The organism is Alteromonas sp. V450 (genome assembly GCF_001885075.1).
Classification (GTDB): Bacteria; Pseudomonadota; Gammaproteobacteria; order Enterobacterales; family Alteromonadaceae; genus Alteromonas.
On sequence record NZ_MODU01000004.1, the window covers coordinates 3470327 to 3495478 of the forward strand.

24 protein-coding genes and 1 riboswitch are annotated in these 25152 nt (G+C 46.2%); of the genes, 10 read left to right on the plus strand and 14 right to left on the minus strand.

The genetic code is table 11. The features are described from left to right. Positions 1-45 precede the first annotated feature (45 nt). On the minus strand, positions 46-1266 hold the full coding sequence (locus BK026_RS15280) for an acyl-CoA dehydrogenase family protein (RefSeq protein ID WP_071816614.1): 1221 nt from the start codon (positions 1264-1266) through the stop codon (positions 46-48). A gap of 241 nt (positions 1267-1507) precedes the next feature. Between BK026_RS15280 and BK026_RS15285 the strand changes: the two genes are divergently transcribed. The 5 genes from BK026_RS15285 to BK026_RS15310 all read left to right on the plus strand — a co-directional run bounded on the left by BK026_RS15285 (position 1508) and on the right by BK026_RS15310 (position 7207). Then, the gene (locus tag BK026_RS15285) at positions 1508-2431 is read left to right on the plus strand and encodes a LysR family transcriptional regulator (protein WP_071816616.1); all 924 of its coding nucleotides are present in this window, start codon (positions 1508-1510) and stop codon (positions 2429-2431) included. A 62-nt stretch (positions 2432-2493) separates the two neighbouring features. After that, positions 2494-3255: an MBL fold metallo-hydrolase gene (locus BK026_RS15290; protein ID WP_071816617.1), complete on the plus strand. Its 762-nt coding sequence runs from the start codon at positions 2494-2496 to the stop codon at positions 3253-3255. Between the two features lie 209 nt (positions 3256-3464). Next, positions 3465-4850 (plus strand): YcjX family protein, encoded by a 1386-nt coding sequence (locus BK026_RS15295; protein ID WP_071816619.1) that lies wholly within the window; start codon positions 3465-3467, stop codon positions 4848-4850. 1 nt (position 4851) lies between these two features. After that, complete coding sequence (locus tag BK026_RS15300; RefSeq protein ID WP_071816622.1) at positions 4852-5919, plus strand: YcjF family protein; 1068 nt, start codon at positions 4852-4854, stop codon at positions 5917-5919. Between the two features lie 83 nt (positions 5920-6002). Further along, positions 6003-7207 (plus strand): IS3 family transposase gene (locus BK026_RS15310; protein ID WP_143142110.1). Its coding sequence is split into 2 segments (ribosomal slippage): positions 6003-6375 and positions 6375-7207, totalling 1206 coding nucleotides; the frame shifts between segments, so codons are not numbered across the junction. Positions 7208-7239: 32 nt separating this feature from the next. On the opposite strand, the gene BK026_RS15315 is transcribed toward BK026_RS15310, so the two are convergent. The 8 genes from BK026_RS15315 to BK026_RS15350 all read right to left on the minus strand — a co-directional run bounded on the left by BK026_RS15315 (position 7240) and on the right by BK026_RS15350 (position 16108). After that, a complete protein-coding gene (locus tag BK026_RS15315) occupies positions 7240-8448 on the minus strand; it encodes a threonine/serine exporter ThrE family protein (protein WP_071816623.1) in 1209 nt (402 codons plus the stop codon). A gap of 214 nt (positions 8449-8662) precedes the next feature. Next, positions 8663-9811: a 2-iminoacetate synthase ThiH gene (gene thiH, locus BK026_RS15320; RefSeq protein WP_071816624.1), complete on the minus strand. Its 1149-nt coding sequence runs from the start codon at positions 9809-9811 to the stop codon at positions 8663-8665. After that, positions 9808-10578, minus strand: a complete 771-nt coding sequence (locus BK026_RS15325; RefSeq protein WP_071816625.1) for a thiazole synthase — start codon at positions 10576-10578, stop codon at positions 9808-9810. Before BK026_RS15325 ends, thiH begins: the two co-directional genes overlap by 4 nt. A 1-nt stretch (position 10579) precedes the next feature. Continuing rightward, entirely contained in the window at positions 10580-10789 is a 210-nt protein-coding gene (gene thiS / locus BK026_RS15330; protein ID WP_071816626.1) for a sulfur carrier protein ThiS, read from the minus strand. Further along, complete coding sequence (locus BK026_RS15335; RefSeq protein ID WP_071816627.1) at positions 10786-11574, minus strand: HesA/MoeB/ThiF family protein; 789 nt, start codon at positions 11572-11574, stop codon at positions 10786-10788. Before BK026_RS15335 ends, thiS begins: the two co-directional genes overlap by 4 nt. Then, complete coding sequence (thiE, locus tag BK026_RS15340; protein ID WP_071816628.1) at positions 11568-13148, minus strand: thiamine phosphate synthase; 1581 nt, start codon at positions 13146-13148, stop codon at positions 11568-11570. The genes BK026_RS15335 and thiE overlap by 7 nt, the downstream gene beginning before the upstream one ends. Next, positions 13145-15040: a phosphomethylpyrimidine synthase ThiC gene (gene thiC / locus BK026_RS15345; RefSeq protein WP_071816629.1), complete on the minus strand. Its 1896-nt coding sequence runs from the start codon at positions 15038-15040 to the stop codon at positions 13145-13147. Before thiC ends, thiE begins: the two co-directional genes overlap by 4 nt. 273 nt (positions 15041-15313) lie before the next feature. After that, positions 15314-15425: riboswitch (TPP riboswitch) on the minus strand. A 110-nt stretch (positions 15426-15535) separates the two neighbouring features. Continuing rightward, positions 15536-16108 (minus strand): TetR/AcrR family transcriptional regulator, encoded by a 573-nt coding sequence (locus tag BK026_RS15350; protein WP_071816630.1) that lies wholly within the window; start codon positions 16106-16108, stop codon positions 15536-15538. Positions 16109-16275: 167 nt separating this feature from the next. On the opposite strand from BK026_RS15350, the gene BK026_RS15355 reads away from it, so the two are divergent. Further along, positions 16276-17172: a haloalkane dehalogenase gene (locus BK026_RS15355; protein WP_071816631.1), complete on the plus strand. Its 897-nt coding sequence runs from the start codon at positions 16276-16278 to the stop codon at positions 17170-17172. 9 nt (positions 17173-17181) lie between these two features. Continuing rightward, complete coding sequence (locus BK026_RS15360; protein ID WP_071816632.1) at positions 17182-17784, plus strand: NAD(P)H-dependent oxidoreductase; 603 nt, start codon at positions 17182-17184, stop codon at positions 17782-17784. A 104-nt stretch (positions 17785-17888) separates the two neighbouring features. On the opposite strand, the gene BK026_RS15365 is transcribed toward BK026_RS15360, so the two are convergent. The 4 genes from BK026_RS15365 to hemC are packed head-to-tail and all read right to left on the minus strand — an operon-like array spanning position 17889 to position 21924. Next, the gene (locus BK026_RS15365; protein WP_071816633.1) at positions 17889-19064 is read right to left on the minus strand and encodes a heme biosynthesis HemY N-terminal domain-containing protein; all 1176 of its coding nucleotides are present in this window, start codon (positions 19062-19064) and stop codon (positions 17889-17891) included. Next, positions 19061-20221 carry a uroporphyrinogen-III C-methyltransferase gene (locus BK026_RS15370; protein WP_071816634.1) on the minus strand — a complete coding sequence of 387 codons (1161 nt, stop codon included), beginning with the start codon at positions 20219-20221 and terminating at the stop codon, positions 19061-19063. Before BK026_RS15370 ends, BK026_RS15365 begins: the two co-directional genes overlap by 4 nt. Continuing rightward, positions 20222-20977 carry a uroporphyrinogen-III synthase gene (locus BK026_RS15375; protein ID WP_071816635.1) on the minus strand — a complete coding sequence of 252 codons (756 nt, stop codon included), beginning with the start codon at positions 20975-20977 and terminating at the stop codon, positions 20222-20224. A gap of 8 nt (positions 20978-20985) precedes the next feature. Beyond that, entirely contained in the window at positions 20986-21924 is a 939-nt protein-coding gene (gene hemC, locus BK026_RS15380; RefSeq protein WP_071816636.1) for a hydroxymethylbilane synthase, read from the minus strand. A 118-nt stretch (positions 21925-22042) separates the two neighbouring features. Here hemC and BK026_RS15385 point away from each other — a divergent pair, with 118 nt between their 5' ends. After that, positions 22043-23170 (plus strand): GGDEF domain-containing protein, encoded by a 1128-nt coding sequence (locus BK026_RS15385; RefSeq protein WP_256253846.1) that lies wholly within the window; start codon positions 22043-22045, stop codon positions 23168-23170. Between the two features lie 5 nt (positions 23171-23175). Here BK026_RS15385 and BK026_RS15390 read toward each other — a convergent pair whose 3' ends face one another. Next, entirely contained in the window at positions 23176-23847 is a 672-nt protein-coding gene (locus BK026_RS15390; RefSeq protein ID WP_071816638.1) for an alpha/beta hydrolase, read from the minus strand. 110 nt (positions 23848-23957) lie between these two features. Between BK026_RS15390 and gmk the strand changes: the two genes are divergently transcribed. Further along, entirely contained in the window at positions 23958-24599 is a 642-nt protein-coding gene (gene gmk / locus BK026_RS15395; RefSeq protein ID WP_071816639.1) for a guanylate kinase, read from the plus strand. Positions 24600-24768: 169 nt separating this feature from the next. Beyond that, positions 24769-25041, plus strand: a complete 273-nt coding sequence (gene rpoZ / locus BK026_RS15400; RefSeq protein ID WP_014947805.1) for a DNA-directed RNA polymerase subunit omega — start codon at positions 24769-24771, stop codon at positions 25039-25041. Positions 25042-25152: the final 111 nt, after the last annotated feature.

The following is a 25152-nucleotide window of genomic DNA, read 5'->3' on the forward strand; positions in this document are numbered from 1 at the left end:
GTTTCTATCAAGCTTGCCTTGTTGTTAAATGCCTTTACCGAAACCTTATTGGTATTTTTTAAGTTCTAATCTAGACACCATACCCTTGTGTACCTCGTCTGGGCCGTCTGCAAGCCGAAGGGCACGCGCGCCCGCGGCAAAACGCGCTAGCGGGAAGTCGCTACACATGCCCGCACCACCATGAATTTGCAGGGCCATATCCACTACGCTTTGTAACATGTTTGGTACCACTACTTTTATCGCTGATATTTCGGTCATGGCATGCTTTACACCCAGGTTGTCTATTTTCCATGCGGCGTGCAAGGTAAGTAAGCGCGCTTGTTCGATGGCCATGCGGGCGTCGGCTACGCGTTCTAAATTGCCACCTAAGCGAATAATAGGTTTGCCAAATGCCACCCGCTCATGACCGCGTTTTAACGCAAGTTCAAGGGCTTTTTCGGCCATACCGATAGCGCGCATACAGTGGTGAATACGACCTGGGCCTAAGCGGCCTTGCGCAATAGCGAAACCTTTACCTAACCCCATAACAAGGTGGTCTTTACTTACCCTTACGTTATCAAAGTGCATTTCACCATGGCCATATGGTGCATCGTAGTCGCCGTATGCATCTAGCATACGTTTAATGGTAATTCCTGGTGTGTCTAGCGGTACTATCACCATACTGTGGCGGCTGTGTTTGTCATTTTCTGGGTTTGATAAACCCATGAATATTGTAAATGCAGCATTGGGGTGGCCTAAGCCGGTAGACCACCACTTCTTGCCGTTAATAACTACATCGTCACCGTCTTCAATGATGGTAGCAGCCATATTGGTGGCGTCAGATGACGCAACGTCTGGCTCGGTCATGCCAAATACCGAACGTATTTCACCTGCCAATAAAGGCTTTAGCCATTTCTCTTTTTGTGCGTCGCTGCCGAAATGATAAAGCACTTCCATGTTACCGGTGTCAGGCGCATTACAATTGAAAATTTCAGGGGCGAACAAGTATTTGCCCATGCGTTCTGCCATTGGGGCATATTCAAGCGTAGTAAGACCTTGGCCTAGCTCAGCATCGGGTAAGAATAAGTTGGCCAAACCTGCCTCACGTGCTTTTGCTTTAAGTGCTTCAGTGCCTGGATGTAGTTTCCAGTTTTTCCAGTCACCGTGGTTATTCTCTTTATGGTGAAAATCATAAACTTCATTTTCGATAGGGGCGATGTGCTCGGCAATGAAGTTATCTAGTTTTTCAAGCAGCGCTTTTGTTTTATCGTTATGTGAGAAATCCATAGGGTACCTTTTATTCTGTTAGGCTCTGAGTAATGGTGGCGCATGTAGCTACCTACAAACGCACAGCAACATACTTCAGTCGCACGGTTTTAATTCGATAACTCTATAATAGACAGCATTTTTAAATGAATGAAATGAAATATAATCCTTGATGTGTGTGAATTAAATTCATACCTTATGGTTGGTTAACGCACGATTAGTAGGTATCTATAAGTAGGTATTTAATAACAAGGCAATGGGCATGTTAGAACACCGTCAATTTGAAAAACTCGACTTGAACTTGCTAAAAGTGTTTGAGGCGCTTTGGCTGCACAGAAACATGACGCGAGTGGCCGAGAGTTTGAATATTACGCCGTCGGCGGTAAGCCATGCCATGCGACGGTTTCGCGATGTGCTTAACGACCCTTTATTTGTAAAAGAAAAGCAAGCTATGCTGCCAACAGCTGCGTGCGAACGCCTTGCGCCTTCAATTTTGCAGGCGTTGGCTGATATACGAAAAGCTTTAGGCGCGTTTAACGAGTTTAACCCATTGTACAGTCATCAGCGTTTTGTCATTGCTATGCAAGAGTCGCTAGAGCTTGGCGTATTGCCCACGCTATTATCAACGTTACAAAATAAAGCGCCCAATGTGGAAATTGTCAGTACACGCCTACACCGTGATACTATGTTGGCCGATTTGAGCAGCCGCAATTTACATCTTGTTATTGATATAGGCAGAGCAGTGGCTGCGCCAATAGCGCATTCACTATTGCGCCGTGACAACTACTGCGTGTTAATGAGCAAACACAATCCGTTGGCACAAGGTTTAGATAAAAAGAAGTATCTGGCCGCTAAACACATAACCGTGTCAAACAGGGTAAAGGGGGCGTCCGTTGAGGAGATTGCGCTTCAGCAGCTCGGCGTAAGCCGCCCATCTCATTGGCGTTGCCAAAACTATCGCGCTGCTGCCGATGTTGTGGCATGCAGCAACGCGCTGCTTACTTTGCCCGGCTCCGTTGCCGACGCGGTGGCCGATAATAATCTGATAAGCGCTAAGCTTCCTTATGGCTTGCCGGCGTTAGAAACACACCTATACTGGCACTCTCAGCATGAAGGCGAGCCAGGGCTAATATGGCTTAGGGACTTAATGTTACACTTGTTCGCTGAATCTGGTCATACCAGATAGTCTTTGGTACCATACTTATCAATAACCGTATCAAAACGTTCAGTTTAGGTAACACCAACGGCATGAAAATTCATACTTTGTCTGGCTATATACAGCATATCTACCTTGTTGAAGATACTTCGGGTATTTTACTTCTCGACGGCTGTAGCCGTGCCGATGTCGATGAAGTGTGCCGATACATTACGCAAACACTAGGGCGTCCGCTTAGCCATTTAAAACTGATCACTGTTACACATATGCATCCCGACCATGCGGGTGGGGCAATGCTGCTACGGCAAAGAAGTGGCGCACAGGTAGCATCTCACCCTAAGGCAAGCCAGTGGTATCGCGGTGTTATGGGGCGCATAGCGCACAGTATTGATATTCTGTTAACTTGGTATGTGGCAGGGCGTATAGGCAAGCCCAGAAAGCCGGTATGGTATAACCCTGTATTGGCCCCCGATATTTTATTGAAAGGTAAACAACGCCTGCCGGGCTTCGCCGACTGGCAGGTACTATACACGCCAGGTCATACCGATCATGATTTGTCTTTGGTGCACACGCCTACGCAACAGGCATACATTGCCGATGTGTTGGTGCAGGTTAAAGGTGAATTAGTACCGCCTTATCCACTCTGTCACCCTAACCAATACCGGCAAACGCTAAACATGCTGGCAAATTCACAAATTGATACATTCTTTTGTGCGCACGTACCGCCAACAAAAAAAGACGATATTGATTTTGCGCATGTTGTCGAAAACGCCCCCCGAAAGCCTAAGAATCACTGGCATTCCAGCAAAAACCGTATAAAGAAAAAGCTATTTGGCTTAACAAAAGAGCACTAAAAAATCTTCGCCGGAGGGCGGTTTTTTGGCGAGTGTTTTGCATTTACGCTTGTATTTGCGGTCTTAACATCCACATATTAATGTAAAGAATGTGTGGTTTAAGCGGCATTGTCGTTATGGCGTGTGTGTTAAACAGCGTCTAGCGTGACCTATCAACACAGCCATAATGCGCAAAACGTCAAACAATAAACAGGAGCTGCAGCCGCGATATGCAAAAAAACATCGCTTCGCTTTTTGATAAAACCCTTGCTATGGCGTCGCTAACTGGCGACAAGTTAGCCGACGTATTTAGCAAAGAAACCCATCGCTTTACTATTACCGGGTTAAGTAGAAGCGGCAAGTCGATGTTGTTCACCAGTTTAATTACTATGCTGAAAAGCCGTAGTGAAGAGGGCTACGCATGTTTACCGCTGCTGCGATATTTACCGCCGTCACAAGTGCTCGACATGCAGGTTCTGCCACTTGAGGGCTATAAGGTGTTTCCCCATATCGACAACCTTGCAGCACTAGAGGCAGGTTGCTGGCCTGATGCCACAGAAGAGGCCTATGGCTTTAAGCTTGTTGTGCGCTTAAAGCAAACGTCGTCGCTTAAACGTCATGTGCTACCTCATACCGATGTTGTGTTTGAATTTATCGATTATCCGGGTGAATGGATAACCGATATCCCTATGCTGGGAAAAACATACGCGCATTGGTCCGATTCGGCGTGGGCGCAGTTAAGTAGCGGCCCACAGCAATATTTTGCTGCTAGCTGGAAGGCGTTTGTCAATGGTTTTGATTTTGAACAAACCCCTACGCCTTCGCTAATTGAGCAGTTGGTAAGTGCTTACAGAAGCTATCTTGTTGAAGCGAAAGCCAACGGAATTTCGTTGCTTCAGCCGGGCAGCTTTTTGCTTGATTCAAGCGATTTTAATTGGCACGAATACGGTTTTACTCCGCTTCCATCAAGCATAACAAGCGATGTTTCACACCCTTGGTTTAGAGCATTTAATAAGCACTATGGCACGTTTCAAAGCAGATGGTTAACGCCGCTTAAGCAGTCTATCTTCAAAGAAACCGATAAGCAGATTATTTTGGTAGATTTATTCGAGGGGCTAAATCATAGTCGCCAGCATTTGTATCAGCTAAAAGAAACGTTAAGTCATTTAGCGGATACGTTTGTTTACGGGCAAAGCAGCTGGTTTTCAAGAAAAGTCCTGAAAAAAGAGCAGATTGGTAAAGTTGCGTTTGTTGCAACTAAATCTGATCTTATTCCGGTTAGTCAGCGAGACAACCTACTCAGTTTGCTGATGCAAATTACCGAAGGTGCGCGTGCAAGGTTTACCGATAAGCCAATTGAGTTTGAACATTTTTTGGTGTCGGCAATGCAGGTTACCGACGATGGCGCACACAGCGATGCAATTCGTTATAAAGACAATAGCGGTCGCTACGTTGAATCCACATTCGAGCCCATACCCAGTGCGCTGAAAGAAATGGAAGAGGGGGCGCACTTTCCGGTGCCGCAGGTGCGCGTACCTACCGATTACAAAGCGCGCATTTTAGCGGGTAAAGGCATAGACAGATTGCTCCAGTTTTTATTGGGCAAGGGAGAATAATATGAGTGAAAAGCCCTACAAATATGTTGCGGAGCCAGATGAAAAAGAGTTTCGTATGCCCGAATATATCCCTGAGCAATCTGAGAATACGTCTCAAGATAGTGATTCGAACAATGATACTCGACAGGACCAAAGCCCTAGCGCAACGGCACCTTCGGCTCAGCAACCCACCAAACCAAAGTATAAGGCAAAAGTTAAAACGCAAGCGTTAGATATAACCCAGCCAGAGACGCCGTTGCCTGCTCATGTTTCTGAGGATGCCTGGCATGTAGAAGCGAATAAAGACGGCCTGTCGTTAGGTGCTACAACGTTAGGGCTAGGGGTATTTTCACTTATTGGCTTTTTTGTGTTTGAAGCATACACCACGCTATCGGCTAATATCAGTGAACACCCTATAGGAACAAGTGTGCTTGGCACATTGCTAATTGGCTTCGTAAGCTGTTTAAGCTTTTTAAGTTTTCGCGAGTGGCGAGGGTACAAGCAAGTTAATACCGCCATGAACGACGCCGCTATTTTACGAGAGCTATTGGCAACAAAAGGTGCCGACACGGCGTTCGATACAGCAAACCGCATTGTGTTGCAACACGGCAAGCGCTTTTCTAAAGGGTCGTACGCTGCGCATTGCTTTGCGCGATATCAGCAGCAGTTACAAAGCGATATGAATGTAAAAGAGCGTTTGGGGCTGTACGAAGATACCGTACTTAAGCCCGTGCAACAGAAAGCACACAGCGTGTTAAGTAAAGAGTCGGTTACGGCGGGTAGTTTGGCATTTATCAGCCCAAATAACCTTATTCAAACGTTTGCCGTTGTGTGGATCAGCTTTCGAACCATTCGCCGTATGGCGCGGGTATATGGCCTAAGGCCAAGTACTGCGGGTAACTGGAAGTTACTTAAGGTATTGGCGCAGAATATTGCCGCTCAGGGCGTATTCGATTTGGCTACTGATGAAGTAGCCAATCAAATTGGTGGAAGCCTGTCTGCAAAATTTATGGAGAACTCTGCTGAGGCTATTGCGGCGGGGGCGCTGAATGCTCGCCTAGGCCGAGCCCTCATTAAATTGCTTAAATAAGGCGCTGTTATAGCGCCTTTTTAGTGGGTACTGACCCATCCTAAATAGCGTTGACACTTTTCAAACTTATTTTGGAGAGTGTAATGAAATCAAATAGCAGAAGAACTCAACGTGATTATTCCCTCGCTTTTAAATTGGCTGTTGTAGACCAAGTTGAAAAAGGCGAGTTCACCTACAGGCAGGCTCAAGATCACTACGGAATACAAGGTTGCTCAACTGTTTTAGTTTGGCTTCGTAAGCACGGTCGTTTAGATTGGACGGATGGAACACCGAAGTTTCTAACGCGAGGCCACGTCGTGGATAAACCCAAAGCAGAACTCACCCCCGAACAGCGAATTAAAGCGCTAGAGAAAGAGCTTGCTGATACAAAAATGAAAGCTGATTTCTTTGAAGCCGTTGTAAATGTCCTTGAAAGTGACTATGGAGTAAGCGTTGTAAAAAAGCGCAAAAGAAAGTCATCCAAGAAAAAGTGATAGGCGGAGTGTCCGTTGCCAAAGCCTGTCGTTACCTGAAGATTTCTCGTCAGGCTTACTACCAATACTGCGCTCGCTCACTCAAGCGCGAAGCGCTTGAAGGTCAAGTCATTCAGTTCGTCCGTCAGGAGCGAATGATGCAACCTCGCATCGGCACTCGGAAACTACAGTATCTGCTTGCGCTCGAAAAAATGGATATCGGGAGAGACCATCTCTTTAATTTACTGAGAGAAAAGCGGCTATTGGTGCCGACAAAGCGCGCGTATCACAAAACAACCAACAGCCATCATCGGTTCCGTCGTCACCCTAATCTCATTAAAGCGGGTTTCAAAGCAGAGAAGCCCAATCAGCTTTGGGTAGCGGATATCACGTACTTACCGACGCGAAGTGGAGAGAGTTATGTAAGTCTCATTACAGATGCTTATTCGCGGAAGATTGTGGGCTATCAGGTTGACGATAACATGCGAACGCAGTCAGTAAAGCAAGCATTTACTCGAGCGCTTAAACAAAAAAGTACAAAAGAAAAGCTCGTGCATCACTCAGACAGAGGTATACAGTATTGTTCAGAAGAGTATCAAAAACTCCATAGAAAACATGATGTACAGTGCTCGATGACAGATGGCTACGACTGCTATCAAAACGCCCTTGCAGAGCGAATAAACGGTATTCTTAAAAATGAATACTTACTCCATAAGCCACGAGATTTAGAAGAAGCGAGAAAGATGGTTGCAGAGTCAATAGCAATCTATAATGGTAGGCGGCCACATCAGGCCCTTAAATACAAAACGCCCGATGAAATACATCGGGCGTTTTAACCGAAATAAGTGTCAACCTATTTCAGGACTAGTCAGACCACCACGTTAGCGAAAATAAGCCCTGCCAGAAGCGACATAAAAATAAGAAACACCTCTTGGCCTAAGTGATCTGCTTTAACGAAGTCTTGGCCTGTCATAAATGAGTTAAGCCCAATATACGTTTTGGAGCCGGGTACCAATACAATTAAACCGTGCATAGCAACGATGGTAGCGGGTTGATTCGCAATGCGGGTAAACGCGTTTGCAAAAATACCTAAGGCAAATGCACCCACGAATGCGCCTAGGCCCGGGCTCATGTAGTCTGAACTCCATGCCGTTGCACTGTAGGCAATAAATGCCGCCGCTAGCGCCCAAGGTATGTGTTTTAAGCGCGTGCGAAAAATGGCAACCAAGGCAATACACAGTAAAAATACCGCTAGCCACGTAGCCCAATACGGCAACGATTCCGCTGGAGTATACACGTTTTCGCCAAAAGCACTAAAGCCAACCGAGACACCGAGAAACGCACCAAAATATAGCTTGAATAACTGCATAATGGCGTCCATTGTGCGCGCCGTACCCGACACCATATTGCGCGATGAAAGCTCTGCCAGACCCATGGTAAGGGCCAAACCTGGCACAAACACAATAACTGACGACAACACCACTAACGGTATATTTATACCGGGGTCGATGTAGCTTCCAATTGCACATGCGAGAATGCCACCCACAAAAGCCGTTACTGGCTCAAGCATCAAGTTTACACGCTTAGACTGCTGGGCCCATAAGGTCCATATATAGGCCACAATACCTAACGCCCCCGACCAGCCAATTTCGCTCCAGCTTGCGCCCATCAGCATCGCGAAAGCGCCGGTAGCCATGGCAAACGCTACGCCGGTGGTAAACTTTCCGTACGGGCTGCCCATTGCATCTATTTCATTGAGACGTTTATCGGCCTCTGTTAAAGACAGCTTTCCACTAAGCAACTCACTTGCTAGCTCGTCGGTGAGCGATAGCGCGTTCATGTCTAAATCACCGGGTAATAACCGCGCTGCATGATTGTATTCATCTTCGTGGCGGTCGCTCCAAATAACGAATGTCAGTGACGTAGGTGTGCTAATAAACGAGGCGTGTACGCCTAAATAAGTAGCCACTTCACCTAAATAGGCTTCTAACCTAAACGCAGGTGTACCGTACTTGTGCAGCATTTTTCCAAGCTTCACGATAAATTTTCGAATTTGAATAAATTCAGCGGTATCCAACGCAGGTTCCTCGGCTATAGATAAATTTAATATGGGATAAATCGGATAAAAAAGCCAGACGGTTAGTGAGTGGTCTGGCTAAAAATTGCGCGGATTGTACGGGGGTGAAATGGCGAAAGCAAAACAAATTTTCTTTTATTTTGCATTAGAAAAACTAGGGCGTTAATACAACGCGCTTGCACATAGGCAATCGAACGCTATTTAGTCTTTACTGTTATTCACAGGCCATATTTGGCACATTCTTAAACATCATCCAATCTTTCCATACGGGCTCTAAGCCTTGCGCTCGTATTGCGCGTACCACGGCCTCTACGGGGCGATTATCGTCAATATCAAACTGATTGAGCGCTTGCGTAGGTTCACTGTAACCGCCGGGCTGAGTTTGCGATGCTGCGCTCATAGACGTTACCCCAAGCGACATTGCACCGTCGCGAAAAGCGCTAGACTCGCGGGTTGACAAAGACAGCTCTGCATAAGGGTTAAAAATGCGATGCGCACAAATAAGCTGAAGTAAATCCCGTTCATTGGGCAGTTTGTTATTCATTAATGCATTACCCCCTGTTGTATTGCCCTCGCAACTGCGAAGACGAGGAAATGCAATAGACACCCGACTTTTCCAGTAATGCTGTTGAAGCAGTTTACCGTGCAGCGCCGTCATCGCGCTGTCAACGCGCCAGTCACCCAAACCGAGTAGCGCACCAATACCTATTTTATCAATACCCGCCTGTCCGAGGCGATCAGAGGCTTCAAGACGCCATAAAAAATCCTGTTTCTTGCCACGTGTGTGGAAGTTCGCATAATGCTTTGGACAATAGGTTTCCTGATACACCAGCACAGCATCTAAGCCCAAGGTTTTTAGCTTTGCATATTCGTTTTGTTTCAGTGGCTGTACTTCCATCATGAGGTAGCTGACCTTATCGCGAATGGCGGCAAGGGTTTTTTCAAAGTACGCCATACCCACTTTGCTTTCATGTTCGCCGGTTACCAGTAGCACTTGTGAAAACCCCATTGCGTTAATGGCGGCTATTTCACTTAAAACCTGCGGTGTGCTTAATGTGGTGCGCTTAATTTTGTTGCTCATGGTAAAGCCGCAGTAAGTACATTCGTTTGCGCATAAATTTGATAAATACAAAGGTACAAACAGCTGCATGGTGTTGCCAAAACGGTGGCGCGCAAGGGCAAACGCGCGCTGTGCCATATCTTCTAAGTAGGGCTTGGCCGCAGGAGAAATTAGCGCCATAAAATCATCGAGCGTTAGCACTGTACTCTTTAGGGCATGTTCTACGTCATGGGCGTTTTTACTGTTGATTGACAGCGACAAATGGGAGAGATCTTGCTGCAACAACGCGTTGGCTACTTTCATGTAGTAGACTCCAAAAATGCAGTCAGCGGGCTTGAAGCGTGAGCAGTACGATGTGTAGCGCCAAGCCCTGCTTCGAAGGCTTGACGGCCCGTTTCTACCGCACTGGCAAACGCCTGTGCCATGGCGACAGGATTTCGCGCCGTTGCAATGGCGGTATTTACTAATACTGCGTCTACACCAAGCTCCATGGCTGCCATTGCTTCACTGGGTTTACCAATGCCTGCATCTACAATAACCGGAATGCGCGCTTGCTCTACAATAATTTCTAAAAACGGTTTGGTCTGCAGCCCTTGGTTGCTGCCAATGGGGGCACCTAAGGGCATAACAGCAGCGCAGCCAACATCTTCCAAGCGTTTGCACAACACGGGGTCGGCGCCGCAATAGGGCAAAACCTTAAACCCTTTTTTTACCAGCATGCTGGCGGCTTTTAATGTTTCGATGGGGTCGGGTAATAAATAGCGTTGATCGGGATGAATTTCTAATTTAATCCAGTGACTCCCTATGGCCTCATAAGCCAATTCAGCGGCGAACACGGCCTCTTCAGCGGTTTTTGCACCAGAGGTGTTAGGGAGTAAGGTAACGCCAAGTGCTTTAAGCGCTTTTAATGTGCTGTCTTGCTGGCTTTCTGCTGCTACCCGCTTCATTGCCAAGGTGACGATCGCGCTTTGTGAGGCCTCTACTGCCTGGCGCATGGTGGCAACATTACTGAATTTGCCTGTGCCCGTCAGCAGACGAGAGGAAAAGGTTTGGTCGGCTAAAGTGAGCATATTATCCCCCTGCTACTAATGTAAAAACATCTAGGCTGTCGTTGTCTTTTAAATAGGTTGTAGCCCATTCTTGCTTGCTGATAATGGTGTTATTGCAGGCAATGGCGGTTCCTTCGCTACCTAACTGATTAAGCGCAACAAGTTCAGCAATTGATATGGGCGATATAGCGTTAATGGCTTGGTTATTAACGTGTAGTCGAATTTGTGTCATTGGCATACCTCGCAGTTGGCAGAGGGGGGAAGAAAAAATGATTGCATTTTGCCCTGAGCGGCATCGGCATGAATGTAGTGTCCCCACTTAATGTTCGCGTGAGCTTTTTTCGCTAAGTACAGTAAAACTTGTGTGGCCTGATGACATGCCGCCATGCCCACAACAGGCCCCAAAATACCTTGGCTTACACAGTTTTCATTCACTTGAATATGACTGACTAAGCAGTGGTAACAGCCGCTTTCATTGAGCGCGTTGTTAATATTTATCGCTTGCCAGGTAAGGCCACTGGCCGACGCAATAAACAGTGGAACCTTAGCACTAACGCACGCCTTGTTAATCGCTTTGCGCACCGTGACATTGTCAGTGCAGTCTAAAACGCAGGTGGCATTTTGAATAATGGTATGTAAGTTCTTACTATCAGCAAATCGACTTTTAAGTTCGATGCTTGCATAGGGGTTCACTTTTTGTAATTCGCTTTTTAGCGCATTAGTTTTTAGTTCGCCTAAATGCATTTCGTTGTAGCTTGTTTGCCGCTGAAGATTGCTTACATCAACAGTGTCACCGTCTACCAGGGTAAGCTTTCCTTCACAGGGAGGCGCTGTTGCACGGGCTTTGCACTGAGCGGCCACACCTGCGCCTATAAGATATCGGGCCGCAACACTGCCAAGCCCGCCCAGCCCGATAATAACCACGTGTGCGTTAGCGATGTTACGCTGGCCTTCCTCGTCTATGTCATCGAGTAATAATTGTCGGCTATACCGCTTTATCTCTTGATGCGTTAGCAAGGTGTGCCTCCTGCCTCACTATTAAAGCCGGCTTCACTAGCCAGTTCGTGATATGCCGCAATGGGGTCGCCAGCACGAGTGATTGCAGTTACAACTGCAATACTGTCTACCCCAGTGTTCGCCACTGCTTTTATGCGTTGCTGATTGATACCACCAATAGCGACAGTGGGAATATTCCCGCACAATGCTACGTATTTGGCTAATCGTTCAACGCCTTGTGGTTGTGACGGCATGTCTTTCGTTGTCGTGGGAAATATATGCCCTAATGCAATGTACGAGGGGTTCAGGCGCTTAATGCGCTGTATTTCAGCAAAACCATGTGTAGACACGCCTAGTCGAAGGCCGGCATTTTGAATGGCGTTAAGGTCGGCACTGTAAATATCTTCTTGGCCCAGATGTACGCCAAATGCACCAAGCTCTATTGCAAGGGCCCAGTGGTCGTTGATAAAAAGCTGGCAGTCTGTGTTTTCAGTCAGCAGCACAGCCTGTCGAATTTGTTCACGAATTTCAGACTCTGACCCATGCTTTACCCGTAGCTGAATTATCTTCACCCCGGTTGGAATAAGCTTGGCAAGCCAATCTATACTGTCTACTACCGGATAAATGCCAAGCTTTGTATGCACAAGTGGCGCGAATGCGTTTTGGTTTTCATTTGCTTTGTGATGGCACAGCGTGCTGGCGCACTCACAGTTTTCACGCTCAAAAGAAACGCTTGGAAAAAGGTTAGCGTTACTGGGAAAGCCGTTAATTCTAGCAAAAGCAACGGGGTTATTATGCATTGATGAACGCGTTTGCCCTTGCAGCGTTTTATGGCGTACTTCACTAACATAAGCATTAGCCAGTGTTAGTGCGTCTTCTATATCGTAGCCATTAACAACAAACGCCGTGATAGCGCTTGCCAGCATGCAGCCTGTACCACGGAGTTTGCCGGTATTCACGCGCGGCTGCATAAAATTTAACGTGTGCGAGGCGCTGATAAAGGTATCGCAAACGTTTTGCTGCCAGCGGGCGTGACCGCCTTTGATGTATAGCGCATGGGCTCCTTTATCCATAAGGTGTCCGGCAGCTGTAAATAGCGTGTTATGGTCGCTAACCTGTGTTGCTGTAAGCCATTGTAGTTCTTGTATGTTTGGTGTAACTAAATCAACGGTACGTAACAACGCCTCAATCGCCCCGTCGCTCAAATCGCTGAGCTTTCCCCCCGACGATGTCCTTAACACTGGGTCCCATACAACAAAGGGTTTAGGCGTAGGCAGTGATTGTATTCGTGCGCATAGCAATAGGGCCTGTTCATCGTTGGCAATGGCGCCTATTTTGATAGCTTGTGCTGGCGTGCTTTGGGCGAGTACTTGCCATTGTTGATTAAGTGCCGATGCACTGGCGCTTTCTTTTGAAAGCATGAGTGTATTTGATTGCACGGTAAGCTGCGTGGTTAAAATACAGGCATGTACGCCTAAATCGGCAAACGTAATGGCGTCGCGGGTCACGCCCGCGCCACCACTAGAATCTACACCACCTATACACCATACAACCGGCTGCTGTGAGGCGGTGAATTGCTCAACCTGCTCTGTCATGGCATTCCAACCTTGCTATCAGCAGCGTGGTACAGTTCAGCGCCCGTTTTATTGAAGGCCGATGCCATTTCTTGCATACCCTTATCTTTCTCGGTTTGTTTGGCAACGTCGCGAACCTCTTGAGAAATTTTCATGCTGCAGAATTTCGGGCCGCACATAGAGCAAAAGTGGGCCACTTTGCCAGACGCCTGCGGCAAGGTTTCATCGTGATAAGCCCTGGCAGTATGAGGGTCGAGCGCTAAGTTAAACTGGTCTTCCCATCTAAATTCAAAGCGTGCCTTCGACATGGCGTTGTCGCGAATTTGAGCGCCGGGATGGCCTTTTGCTAAGTCGGCTGCGTGAGCCGCAATTTTGTAAGTAATTAAGCCTTGTTTAACGTCTTCTTTATTCGGCAGGCCTAAATGCTCTTTTGGCGTTACGTAGCACAGCATGGCACAGCCATACCAGCCAATCATTGCTGCACCAATGCCTGAAGTGAAATGATCATAACCCGGTGCAATGTCAGTGGTAAGTGGCCCAAGGGTATAAAACGGCGCTTCGTGGCAGTGTTTAAGCTGCTCTTCCATGTTTGCTTTTATCATGTGCATTGGCACATGACCTGGGCCTTCAATCATTACTTGAACATCGTATTCCCATGCAATTTTGGTTAGCTCACCAAGAGTGCGTAACTCGGAGAACTGCGCATCGTCGTTAGCATCAGCTACGCTGCCCGGGCGCAGGCCGTCACCTAATGACAGCGCCACATCGTACTTTGCGCAAATCTCACAAATATCGTGAAAGTGTTCGTACAAAAAGCTTTGCTGGTGGTGACTTAAGCACCACTTTGCCATTATCGAGCCTCCGCGAGACACAATACCAGTAACCCGCTTCGCGGTAAGGTGTACGTATTCCAATAGCACGCCAGCGTGAATAGTGAAGTAGTCTACCCCCTGCTCGGCTTGCTCAATTAGGGTGTCTTTAAACATCTCCCACGTTAAATCTTCCGCCACGCCATTCACTTTTTCCAGTGCCTGATAAATGGGTACGGTGCCAAGAGGAACCGGGCTGTTGCGCAGCAGCCATTCACGGGTTTCGTGAATGTTTCTGCCGGTAGATAAATCCATAATTGTGTCGGCGCCCCAGCGCGTTGACCACACAAGCTTTTCTACCTCCTCCTCAATAGACGAGGTTACCGCCGAATTACCGATATTGGCGTTAATCTTCACCAAGAAATTGCGGCCAATAATCATGGGTTCTAACTCGGGATGATTGATATTACACGGAATAATGGCACGTCCAGCGGCGACTTCTTGGCGAACAAATTCAGGCGTGATGGTGTCTGGTAGGTTAGCGCCAAAGTGCTCCCCTTTGTGCTGCTGGGTTAGTTCTGCCTCTTTAATGGCCTGTCGACCCATATTTTCTCTAATGGCAATGTATTCCATTTCTGGGGTAACAATGCCCTGTCTTGCATAGTGAAGCTGGGTAACGTTTTTACCCGCTTTGGCTTTTAGTGGTTTGCGGCTGCGAATAAAGCGGAAATCTTCGGTAAAAATGTCGTTTTCACGCTCTTTGGCAAAGCTCGATGACACGCCTGCTAGTTCTACAGTATCGCTGCGCTCCTCAATCCATTTTTGGCGAAGCGGTGCTAAACCTTTGTGTACATCAATGTTTTCCTGCGGATCGCCATAGGGCCCAGAGGTATCGTACACTGGAATAGGCGGGTTTGGCTCTAGAATGGGGTTTTCTTCGGTGCCACCGACTAAGCTGTCGTGCTGGTGTATAAGGCGCATAGCCACACGAATATCGTCTCGGCTACCACACTCATAATGGCGTGTTGAATTGGGGTAAGCTTCGCCCGCTAGTTCATTAATGAATTGCTGCGCTTGTTGGCGTTGTTCGCGTCTGTTAGACATAGCATTTTACCTTGTAGATTTAGGTTCAAAAAATGCTTGTCAGGAGTGAAGGAGAATACAACGTGTAAGTGTAGACGGCGATAAACCCGTTACTTTAGCGATATTGTTCGTAAAGGGCTGTGGTGAGAACGGCCTTAACAACGTGAATGCTTATCTAGCATTATTCGTACGTTGCCTACCTGTGGTGTCTAATAGCACCTCAAGACATTATGGCAATCACCAACAGTAAAACAATTTCGCTTCACAACGCCAAACGACCGCTTAACGTTGTGCACACTGCATTTTCTTGTTCCCTTCGCAGGTATTAGCCTGATCAGGTTCTACGGATCCCACTTTCGCGGTCTCAGCTTACTGGATTACCAGTTAAGCACTCCGACAAGTTGTTACTTTGATTCGTGTTAATTACACAACACAAATCAACAATTCCTTTTTACTATATCGTCAATGCCGAAAAGATTACAAGTGCTGAAGAGTAGGGAAATGCTAAAAGTCGCACTATGGGCGAAGCAAAATCATATGTAATAAATCGCACATATCTTTAACGTCACCTTCGAAGTCGGTTGTTAGTGACATGGCAGTAATCGAATAGCCTTCTACAAAGGGTATGAATAACGCTACAGCTTTTGAGGCGTTGTCTGGTGTTGCAGCTACAGGGCTGAAAATAGCATTAAGCACCTGTGCAGATGATTGGTAATAGGCTTTTAAATACTGTTCAATGGCAGCATTTCTAGTGGAAATTGCCCAATATTCGCGAAATATACGACACATTTCTGACAGTTCAAGTCCGTGGCATAAAAACGCTTTTACTAAGGATGTCAGGTCTTCATGTAGGGTAGCTTCAGACGTAAGTTTGGGCATTTCGCGCATTTCAGACAGGCACGATTGAAAGTAACGGTCGGCAAGAGCAACAAGCAAGTTATCTTTGTTTTTGAAGTAATACTGCACGTTGCTTAATGTCATATTTGCACCAGCAGCAACTTGCCTCATGGTTACACCATAGTCACCCTCATTTTTTAGCAAAGTTAATGCGACGTCTAATATTTTCTCTGATTTTTCGCTCTTTTTCATGCTGCCTTTGCTTATCAATTTTTTCTTCACTTAGAGTAATTTACCTAAAGCGCGGTGATTTTTCCAAAATAACGGCTTGATATTTTAGGTCGGATGACCTAATGTTTCAAGGGTTAGGTCGCATGACCTAATTTGTGGTGTTGTAGCCGAGTTTATGAGGATGTGTGATGATTAAAGCGTTAAGAACCCCCGATGACAGATTTAAAAATCTCGTTGATTACCCTTTTGAGCCCAACTATGTAGATGATCTTGAAGGGTATGAAGGCTTGCGTGGCCACTATATTGATGAAGGTAGCAAAGGCGCAGAGAATGTATTTCTTTGTCTTCATGGTGAGCCCGCTTGGAGTTATTTATACAGAAAAATGATTCCAGAGTTTGTTAAAGCGGGTGGTCGTGTCGTTGCGCCCGATTTATTAGGTTTTGGTAAATCAGATAAACCTATCGGTGAAGATACTTACACCTTCGAGTTTCACCGCAATTATTTAATACAGCTTATTGAACGCCTAGACCTTAAAAACATTACATTGGTATGCCAAGACTGGGGTGGTTTACTTGGGCTTACATTGCCTATGGATATGCAGCGCCGGTTTAAACGTTTAATCATTATGAATACGGGACTGTTGGTGGAGCCTGTTATTGCGCCAGCGTTTATTGAATGGCATGACGATATTGTAAAAGCTAATCCGCTGTCGCTGTCGCACTTCTTTAAGCAATATGCACCTACTATCAATGAAGACGAAGCTAACGCTTACGCTGCACCATTCCCTGACAGCAGTTACTTATCAGGGGTATTGAAGTTTCCCAAAATTGTCGCAAACCCCGATCAAGTGTGTATTGAAACTTCTACTAGAGCCTTCTCTTTTTGGAAGAATGATTGGGATGGGGAAACCTTCATGGCTATTGGTATGAAAGATAAAATGTTGGGGCCAGATGTTATGCATTTCATGCAGGGTGTTATTAGAGGGTGCCCAGAGCCAATGGAAGTGCCAGAGGCCGGACATTTCGTTCAAGAGTTCGGAGATACAGTTGCATCTGCCGCACTAAAACAGTTTGGTCTTATTTAAGAGGGCGTTATGAAGATTTTACACTTGGTATTCCACCCCAACTTAGCAACATCCAGAGTGAATAATACTTGGCAAAAGCAAATTATTGCATCTGGAAAAGTGAGCACGAGCCGCGATATGTACAACGAGTATCCCGACTTTCAAATTGACAAAGACAAGGAGCAAAAGCTGCTTTTAGAGCACGATCGTATTGTTATTCAATTCCCTATTTATTGGTGGTCGATGACACCGTTACTTAAAAAGTGGCTGGATGATGTGCTTGAATATCAATTTGCTTATGGCAGCAAAGGTGACAAGCTGAAAGGTAAAGATCTCATGCTTATTTGTTCTGCCGGCGGGCAGGCGAAGAATTATAGCGGGTTTGACATGTTTGCCACCGTACCGGAAATACTAAAACCCTTCCAACTTACGGCAAACTTAGCACAGATGAACTACGCACAGCCGCTGTACATGTTTAACGCAGATGCATGCAGTGACGATGAAGTAGAGAGATACGGTAAATCTTGGGTTCGCGTTATTGATGATGAAAAACGTGGAAACGGGTTGAGTTTCGCCAATGCAAAAATTCGTGACGAGCTAGACGAGGTATATGAGCAGCTAGGCATGGCTTAGCGATTTTATCTTCAAAACAAAAAAGCCACCAGCAGTTGAGACGTCAACTACTGGGGGCTTTTCAGTTTATTCGCCACCGTGGTTAGCTTGGCGACACCAAGTGGCTAAACTGCGAGGTGCTGACCTTCCTTGTAAAGCTGAAGCGCGGTAGCAGTGTCATGCTTGCGTTCGCTAATTGCAGCTAGCAGTAATAAGTCCTCTTTGCGCGGCTTCATCTTAGTGGCTTTAAGTAGGGCTTTTTCTGCTAGCATATCGTCACCCGAATTAAACGCCACCTGGCCAAGTGTGGAATACAGTGAAACGTTCTCGTCATCTTGTTTTATCCAGCTTTCAAGCAGGCGTAATGACGGCGACGCATCAGGAATATTCAACTGCGAGAAAAGCGGGAACAGGGTGCTATTTAGCCCGCGCTTTTGCCATTCAACTAATAAGCTTTGAGCATCGGCATGCATGCCCTGGTCAAGCAACTGCTGAACGTATGCAGCGCGGTAAGCATCGTCGTGACGAAGCTTACGAGGTAGGGTGTCCCAATACGATTTAAGCTCGACTGCACCTTGCTTACTGGCAATTTCTGCAAACTTACCTTTGGCAATTCGCTGGCTCCACATCGTATAATCAGCTTTGGGCAATGATTTACGCCAGCCTGATAAATTCTCCTCAAGCACTTGCCATTTACCTAGCTTGGCAAGAATTTGTGCTTTTAACTGCACAACTTGCTTGTTCTCGCGCTCTTGCTCGTCAAGCTCGTTAAGTTTTTCTAGCGCCGCATCGTATTTATCTTCAGCAATGTCAATGCGCGCGTGCATGACGGTTGCGGCTACTTTTGCTTTTGGAAAGTCAGTTGCCTGAACAAGGAAGTAGCGGGCTTTGGCTAAATCGCCGTTGGCAAATGCAATTTGCGCAGACGCCAAATAGTTAACGCCTTCAAAATCGCCGTTAGTTGTTTTTCCCAACGCTTTTTGTGCTGCATCGAAATCACCTGCGGCCATGGCATGCAGGCCATCGTAAAATGCGCGCTTGCGCTTGCGCTCACCAAAGGTACCAAACCACTTATGTGAGCCTGTCACCAGGCTTAGCGCCCACAGTACAAGTCGCGACAGTACATACCAGGCGATAACGGCACCAATCACTAAAATACAAAAGCTGATCACTGTCATTTCAATGGCAGTATTACCAAGTGAAATCAGTACATAGCCTTTGTCGCCAAGCAACATGGGCCCAACAATTAACGCAATAACAAATGCGGCTAATACCGCAAGGGCAATAGCTAACCATTTCATAATGCGCTTGCTCCTTGTCCGAACACTTGCTTAACGCGGCTGTCTAATAAGCGCTCTAGAGGTTTCTGCGAAACCAATTCACTAGGAATGGGGCGAGATACATCTGTCTCAAGTAAGTTTTGTAAGGCATTCACGAAGCCTGATACTTGGCTTGCATCGATATCAAATTTTTCTATTAGCAAGGTTTGTGCGTATTGTAGTGATTGATTGTACAACCCCGCGTCGCCTTGCAAAGCCGCAGTTTGTGCGTGCATTAACTGTAGGCGAAGCTGTTCTTTAACAAGAAATTGCGCCTCCAACGTCATTACTGGCTCTATAGGACCTTCAAGACTTTTCACCGTTAAAAAGTCGTCGACCAGAGAGCGCCACACTTTTCCGAGATTCTCTTGCCAGTCGTCGGTCGATTCAGATAATGCGTTGTCTTGTGCGTTTACATCCACTGGCTTTTCAAACGTATCAAGGGGAAGCTTATCGATTTGTGCAATCATGCCGGTAAGGGCGAGTGCAACAGAACTTTGCGATACTTGGTTCAGCTGCTGAAGCGTTTGAATATCTTCAGCAAGGCTTGCGCGTACGGGCAATACAGACGGGTCTGCAAGTGATTTTAAACGCTTGTCGGCGTTAACTAAAAGTAAGATTGCCGTTCTTACGTCGTATTCCAACCATAGTTTTCTTCCCGCCATACGTACCAGGTAATCGGCCTCAGCAATAAGCCAATCTGCTGGTCGGCGGCCTTCCATATTCTTAATTTGCTCTAGTGTGGATTCTGACTGAAGCGTTAACATTTCGTTCTGTGCTTTTAACTCAGCAACCATGCTTTCGAGCTTTTCGTTTGTTTCAGTAACGCGTTCAAGCGACGTACTTATTTCTGCACGCTCACGCTCAATAGTGTTGATTTGGCTGATTGCACTCTCTTGCGCCGCTGCTGCAGATTTACTTGCGCTCTGCTGCTGCATGTAATACCAGTAACCTGCGCCACCCATTCCTAAAATAAGAACAAACAATACAAAAACCACAAACCACAGCAAGCCATTTCCAGATGCTTTTTTCTGTTGGGTTTTGTTTGAAGATTCAGAAGGTGATGCAGTTGCGTCTTGTTCAGCTTTCACGCTTACGAGTTCCTCTTTTTGTGGGGTGTTATCATTGTTATTGGCCATTCATGACTCCCAGTTGTCCTTTACCCAGGCAATAAGCGCCTGATCGGTGGCTCGCTGACAAACAGATACGCGAGTAACCCCTAATGTTTTGAGTGTTGTAGCAATACGTTCACTTACTGTAAGCCATGGCTGCGATAATAGGGCATTTCCATAGTGTGATAACAGCTGTGTTGCCATTGCTTCGCTTGTGGCGATAATGCCGCTAACGTCGCGCAATTTCCACCGTTTTGTGCAAATTGGGTCAGTAAGTTGCTCCCTTTTATATACGCAAAAGCTATTTACTAACATTCCCTTTTTGTCTAAGCCTTTGGCTATGGCGTCTCGCCCACCTTCGCCCTTAATAATAATCGCGTGATGGCAATTTGCCTCATTGAGTTGATGCATTGCCAATATACCCTCAGAAGTATGTTGCCGAGGCGTTGAGATAGAAAGCGACGACATGTGGCCTAATGCTGCGCGAAGCGCCGTCGCTGTTGCGTCACCCACAGCAATTAACACGGGCATTTTGTTCAGCTTGCTTTGTAGTTTGCTGAACGCTTTGATAACAGGCGCCGTAGCGTATACGCTGGTAACGATAATCGCACTCGCGAGTTGGCTGGATGAAAGATGGGTTGTTAAAAACGCTGTTGCTGCTTCACTTTGTAACTCAATATCAACGATATCTGACGTTGCTACGCCCACGGCATCAATGTTTGCTTGCTCAAAAGCGTGAGCACTTGTTGCTAACTTGGGCAGTGGTCGTGTGAAAAGCAGCATGCGATAGCTTAGTTATACAACGCTTTTAAAATGTCGCCAGCACCTTGTTGAAGTAGATTTTCAGCTACCTCTATGCCAATTTCTGTTGCATTGTCGCGCGATGCGGTAGCAGAAGCGAAAAGTAACGTCGAACCGTCCGGTTTGCCAACCATGCCGGTAAGGGTAAGTACATTGTTATCAAGCGTTGCAAAGCTTCCAATGGGTACCTGACACCCTCCCTCAAGGCGCTCATTCATGGCGCGCTCTGCCATTACGCGACAGTGGGTATCTGCATGGTTTAATGCTTGAAGCAGCTGAATTAATTCTGCATCGTCATTTCGACACTCAATACCTACCGCCCCTTGTCCTACTGCAGGTAACGATATGTCTGCAGGCAATGGCATACGGATGCGTGTTTCCATGTTCAAACGGATAAGGCCCGCAGAGGCCAAAATAATAGCGTCGTATTCTCCCGCATCTAATTTAGCTAACCGCGTATTTACATTTCCGCGTAAGTCTTTTATCACTAAATCGGGACGATATTTGCGAATTTGACATTGGCGTCGCAGGCTTGATGTTCCGACAACTGCACCGTGAGGCAGTGCGTCTAATGTGTCGAATTTATTAGAAACAAACGCATCAAAAGGGTTCTCGCGCTCACAAATGGCGTGAAGACCAAAGCCTTCAGGAAATTCCACGGGCACATCCTTCATGGAATGCACTGCAATGTCAGCGCGGCCCTCTAGCATGGCAATTTCCAGTTCTTTGATAAATAACCCTTTGCCACCAATTTTAGCCAAGGGTGTGTCTAGAATCTTGTCACCTTGCGTACTCATTGGCACTAACTCTACAACCATAGAAGGATAGTGTTCCAATAATTTTGCCTTCACATACTCTGCTTGCCATAGCGCCAACGCGCTTTTTCTCGTGGCAATTCTAACGGTGCGTGTTGTGTTAAGGTGGCTCATGATTAATCCAAACAAAATAAGTGTTAACAGTGTAAGCTGGTTAAAAACTCAGCCTTAAAGACCTTGATAGTATACGCATTTTCTAGACTAATGTATGAAATTCGAGGGAGTTTTCTGTGTGGAGATAACCTTGAAAGGCGTCTATGCTATTGTGGTCATCTATTCGGGGGAAAGCTGTAGTATGGACAACTCGTCGGTACGTAATTTGTTACGCAGTGCTCAACAAGACGAAGCTGAAGCAAAGAGAAGGCGTCTTACGCTCTATTTCATCTCTTATGTGGGCGGCACCATTATGGCCTTCATGGCATGGCTTAATTTTGGCGGTGGAGACACTTTATTGGTGAGCGTACTAGCGACATCTGCCGCTGTTATTTATGGCAACGTCGCGCTGTCGCACAAGTTTCCTGACAGTGATGTATTTTACTATGCCGCAGGTTTTATCGTTTTATTCACGATTAACGGCCTGGTTTATACGGGGGGTTTTAACAACACGGGGTTGTACTTTATTTTTCCCCTGTTGTTTATTCAAATAATTGTCGTCCGTTTTAAACCCGCCATGTTTTATGTTTCGCTCACCTTGGGTATTGCCATTTTTATGCTTTACAACCAAGAAAGAATACCGGCGCAGTACCCCCAAGAGCATATTTCACGCTTTTTAATATCCACGTTCTGTTTTGTTTGTGTTGCGTTTATCGGCGAGAATTTTTGGCACCAAAGCCGCAAAGAAATGCTTAAAGAAAACCTAGAGCGTATGCGACAAGCCAACACTGACCCACTAACAAAACTGCCAAATAGACGTTTTCTCGAGGCCGTGTTTTTTGAAAAAGCCATGCAAGATCCCGCTGCTTATTTTCCACTTAGTGCGGTGGTTGTTGATATTGACCATTTTAAAAAAATCAATGATACCTATGGGCATGATATAGGCGACAGCGTGCTTATCCATATCACTACAGTGATGAAAGAAGCCGTGCGAAGTTCAGACGTTGTAGCAAGAACCGGTGGCGAAGAGTTTTTGGTGCTATTCCCACATGCAACGCTAAGCCAGGCGGTTAAGCTGGCTGAAAAAATGAGGCAGCACATAGAAAGCAAACCCTTTATTGAGGGTGATATAAACCACCCATTAACGGCAAGTTTTGGTGTGGCAACCGCACTCACCGACAATAACCTTCACGCGTGTTTGAAGTTAGCAGACGACAACTTATATAAGGCGAAAAACAGCGGTAGAAATAAAGTTGTCGAATCGTAATAGCGTTAGCTGAGTACTTTTTGTAACCAAGCGCTGATATCGGTTAACTCTTGCATACACACATTATGCTGCATCTGGTAGGTTTGCCATGTGGCGTTGAAGTTATTGTCTGTCAATGTTTTGTATGCCGCGCTACCCATAGCAACAGGGACAACATCATCTAATTCACCGTGCGCCATCATAACCGGGGTATTTCGGTTTGCCTCTACCGCTTCATCTGCTAGTAACGCGGGTTCGCACATATACGTTGATAACGCCAAAATACCCGCTAACTTGTGTTTGAAACGCGGTGCAAGATGCAATGACACTACGCCACCTTGTGAAAATCCCGCTAATACTATTTTGTTCGCAGGTATACCTTGTTCTATTTGTGCGTTAATTAATTGCTCTATTTTAATGGCAGACGCTTTTACACCCGCAAGATCGGCACGGCGGTCAAAGGCCATTGATTTGATGTCGTACCATGCGCGCATGCGCATACCATTGTTAATGGTAACGGGAATTTCTGGGGCGTGAGGAAAGATAAATTTTACCGCCATAGACTCTGGCAGTTTAAGTTCTGGCACAATTGGCGCAAAGCCATGGCCTGAATCACCGAGCCCGTGAAGCCAAATTACGCAGGCTTTTGGAGCAGACGAAGGGTTAATTTCTACGCACGGCAGAAGTTGCTGAGTCATTCTTTTTTTCCTTCAAAGAGCTTAATACAATCGCCACTACGGCATAACGCTGTTGTATGCTATCATTGCTACTTGAAATAACCACATCTTGAATAGAATTTTAATACCCCATGGCTTCATTACTTGGCAATCTGTTTATCCTCGCTGCTCCTTCTGGTGCAGGAAAATCAAGCCTTATCAAGGCATTAATGGAAAAGTATGACGGTAACGCTGCAATGCCTATGCAGGTGTCTGTATCACATACTACGCGTTCACCAAGACCGGGTGAAGTTGATGGTGTGCATTACCATTTTGTGAGTCGCGAGCAGTTTGAAGCGCTTATCGAACAGGGGGTGTTTTTTGAGTACGCCGAGGTGTTTGGTAATTATTACGGTACGTCACGCGTGACTATCGAACAAACCCTTCATCAGGGTATCGATGTATTCTTAGATATCGACTGGCAGGGCGCTCGCCAAGTAAAGGCGCTTATGCCAGATACATGCGGTATTTTTATTCTACCGCCTTCTCTTGAAGTGCTTGAACAGCGTCTCAACAGTAGAGGTCAAGATAGCGAAGAGGTGATTGCGGCTCGCATGGCAGAAGCAGTGGGTGAGATGTCTCACTTTAATGAGTTCGACTACGTCATTGTTAATGACGATTTTGCTACTGCGCTTGACGAACTTGTTGCGATAGTAACGTCGCAACGACTGAGAACCAGTAAACAGCAAATGCGCCATCAACCGTTATTGGACGAATTGCTCGGCAGCGCGTAAGCTAAATATAGAGTGAAACACGTTTACAACTTACCACGTGTTAATGAAGCGATCAAAACGATCGCGCTGCTTTAATTTCACACAAAACGCTAGGATCGCGAGTTACAACCATGTATACTACGCGGCCGTTTTTTGAATAACTTGCTCAACCTAATTGTCGGAGAAATACATGGCTCGCGTAACTGTAGAAGATGCCGTAGATAAAATTGGTAACCGCTTTGATTTAGTGCTTGTTGCTGCACGTCGTGCACGTCAAATTGCCACTGAAGGCAAAGATCCTATGGTTGACGTGCAAAATGATAAGCCAACGGTAACCGCACTGCGCGAAATTGAAGAAGGTTTAGTGACCGCTGCTACGCTTGAACAAGCAGAGCTTCAAGCGCAAGAACAGCAAGAACACGCTGAATTCGCGTCAGTAGCTAATATTCTATCTGACCAATAAAACCTATTTTTAGCGGTTTTATTCGTAATTGTGCGCCAGTGCTTTGAAAAAAGCACTGGCGCTTTACTTTTGGTCTATTGGCATATTGCACATTTAAACGTATTCTTAAGG

Excerpts from the sequence above, each read along its gene's own strand:
- thiE (WP_071816628.1), bottom strand. The coding sequence starts at position 13,148 with ATGACAGAGCAGGTTGAGCAATTCACCGCCTCACAGCAGCCGGTTGTA.
- thiS (WP_071816626.1), bottom strand. The coding sequence starts at position 10,789 with ATGACACAAATTCGACTACACGTTAATAACCAAGCCATTAACGCTATA.
- thiC (WP_071816629.1), bottom strand. The coding sequence starts at position 15,040 with ATGTCTAACAGACGCGAACAACGCCAACAAGCGCAGCAATTCATTAAT.
- BK026_RS15375 (WP_071816635.1), bottom strand. The coding sequence starts at position 20,977 with ATGCTGCTTTTCACACGACCACTGCCCAAGTTAGCAACAAGTGCTCAC.
- rpoZ (WP_014947805.1), top strand. The coding sequence starts at position 24,769 with ATGGCTCGCGTAACTGTAGAAGATGCCGTAGATAAAATTGGTAACCGC.
- BK026_RS15295 (WP_071816619.1), top strand. The coding sequence starts at position 3,465 with ATGCAAAAAAACATCGCTTCGCTTTTTGATAAAACCCTTGCTATGGCG.
- BK026_RS15280 (WP_071816614.1), bottom strand. The coding sequence starts at position 1,266 with ATGGATTTCTCACATAACGATAAAACAAAAGCGCTGCTTGAAAAACTA.
- thiH (WP_071816624.1), bottom strand. The coding sequence starts at position 9,811 with ATGAAAGTAGCCAACGCGTTGTTGCAGCAAGATCTCTCCCATTTGTCG.
- BK026_RS15290 (WP_071816617.1), top strand. The coding sequence starts at position 2,494 with ATGAAAATTCATACTTTGTCTGGCTATATACAGCATATCTACCTTGTT.
- hemC (WP_071816636.1), bottom strand. The coding sequence starts at position 21,924 with ATGAGCCACCTTAACACAACACGCACCGTTAGAATTGCCACGAGAAAA.
- BK026_RS15370 (WP_071816634.1), bottom strand. The coding sequence starts at position 20,221 with ATGGCCAATAACAATGATAACACCCCACAAAAAGAGGAACTCGTAAGC.
- BK026_RS15390 (WP_071816638.1), bottom strand. The coding sequence starts at position 23,847 with ATGACTCAGCAACTTCTGCCGTGCGTAGAAATTAACCCTTCGTCTGCT.
- BK026_RS15365 (WP_071816633.1), bottom strand. The coding sequence starts at position 19,064 with ATGAAATGGTTAGCTATTGCCCTTGCGGTATTAGCCGCATTTGTTATT.
- BK026_RS15325 (WP_071816625.1), bottom strand. The coding sequence starts at position 10,578 with ATGCTCACTTTAGCCGACCAAACCTTTTCCTCTCGTCTGCTGACGGGC.
- BK026_RS15350 (WP_071816630.1), bottom strand. The coding sequence starts at position 16,108 with ATGAAAAAGAGCGAAAAATCAGAGAAAATATTAGACGTCGCATTAACT.
- gmk (WP_071816639.1), top strand. The coding sequence starts at position 23,958 with ATGGCTTCATTACTTGGCAATCTGTTTATCCTCGCTGCTCCTTCTGGT.
- BK026_RS15360 (WP_071816632.1), top strand. The coding sequence starts at position 17,182 with ATGAAGATTTTACACTTGGTATTCCACCCCAACTTAGCAACATCCAGA.
- BK026_RS15285 (WP_071816616.1), top strand. The coding sequence starts at position 1,508 with ATGTTAGAACACCGTCAATTTGAAAAACTCGACTTGAACTTGCTAAAA.
- BK026_RS15355 (WP_071816631.1), top strand. The coding sequence starts at position 16,276 with ATGATTAAAGCGTTAAGAACCCCCGATGACAGATTTAAAAATCTCGTT.
- BK026_RS15300 (WP_071816622.1), top strand. The coding sequence starts at position 4,852 with ATGAGTGAAAAGCCCTACAAATATGTTGCGGAGCCAGATGAAAAAGAG.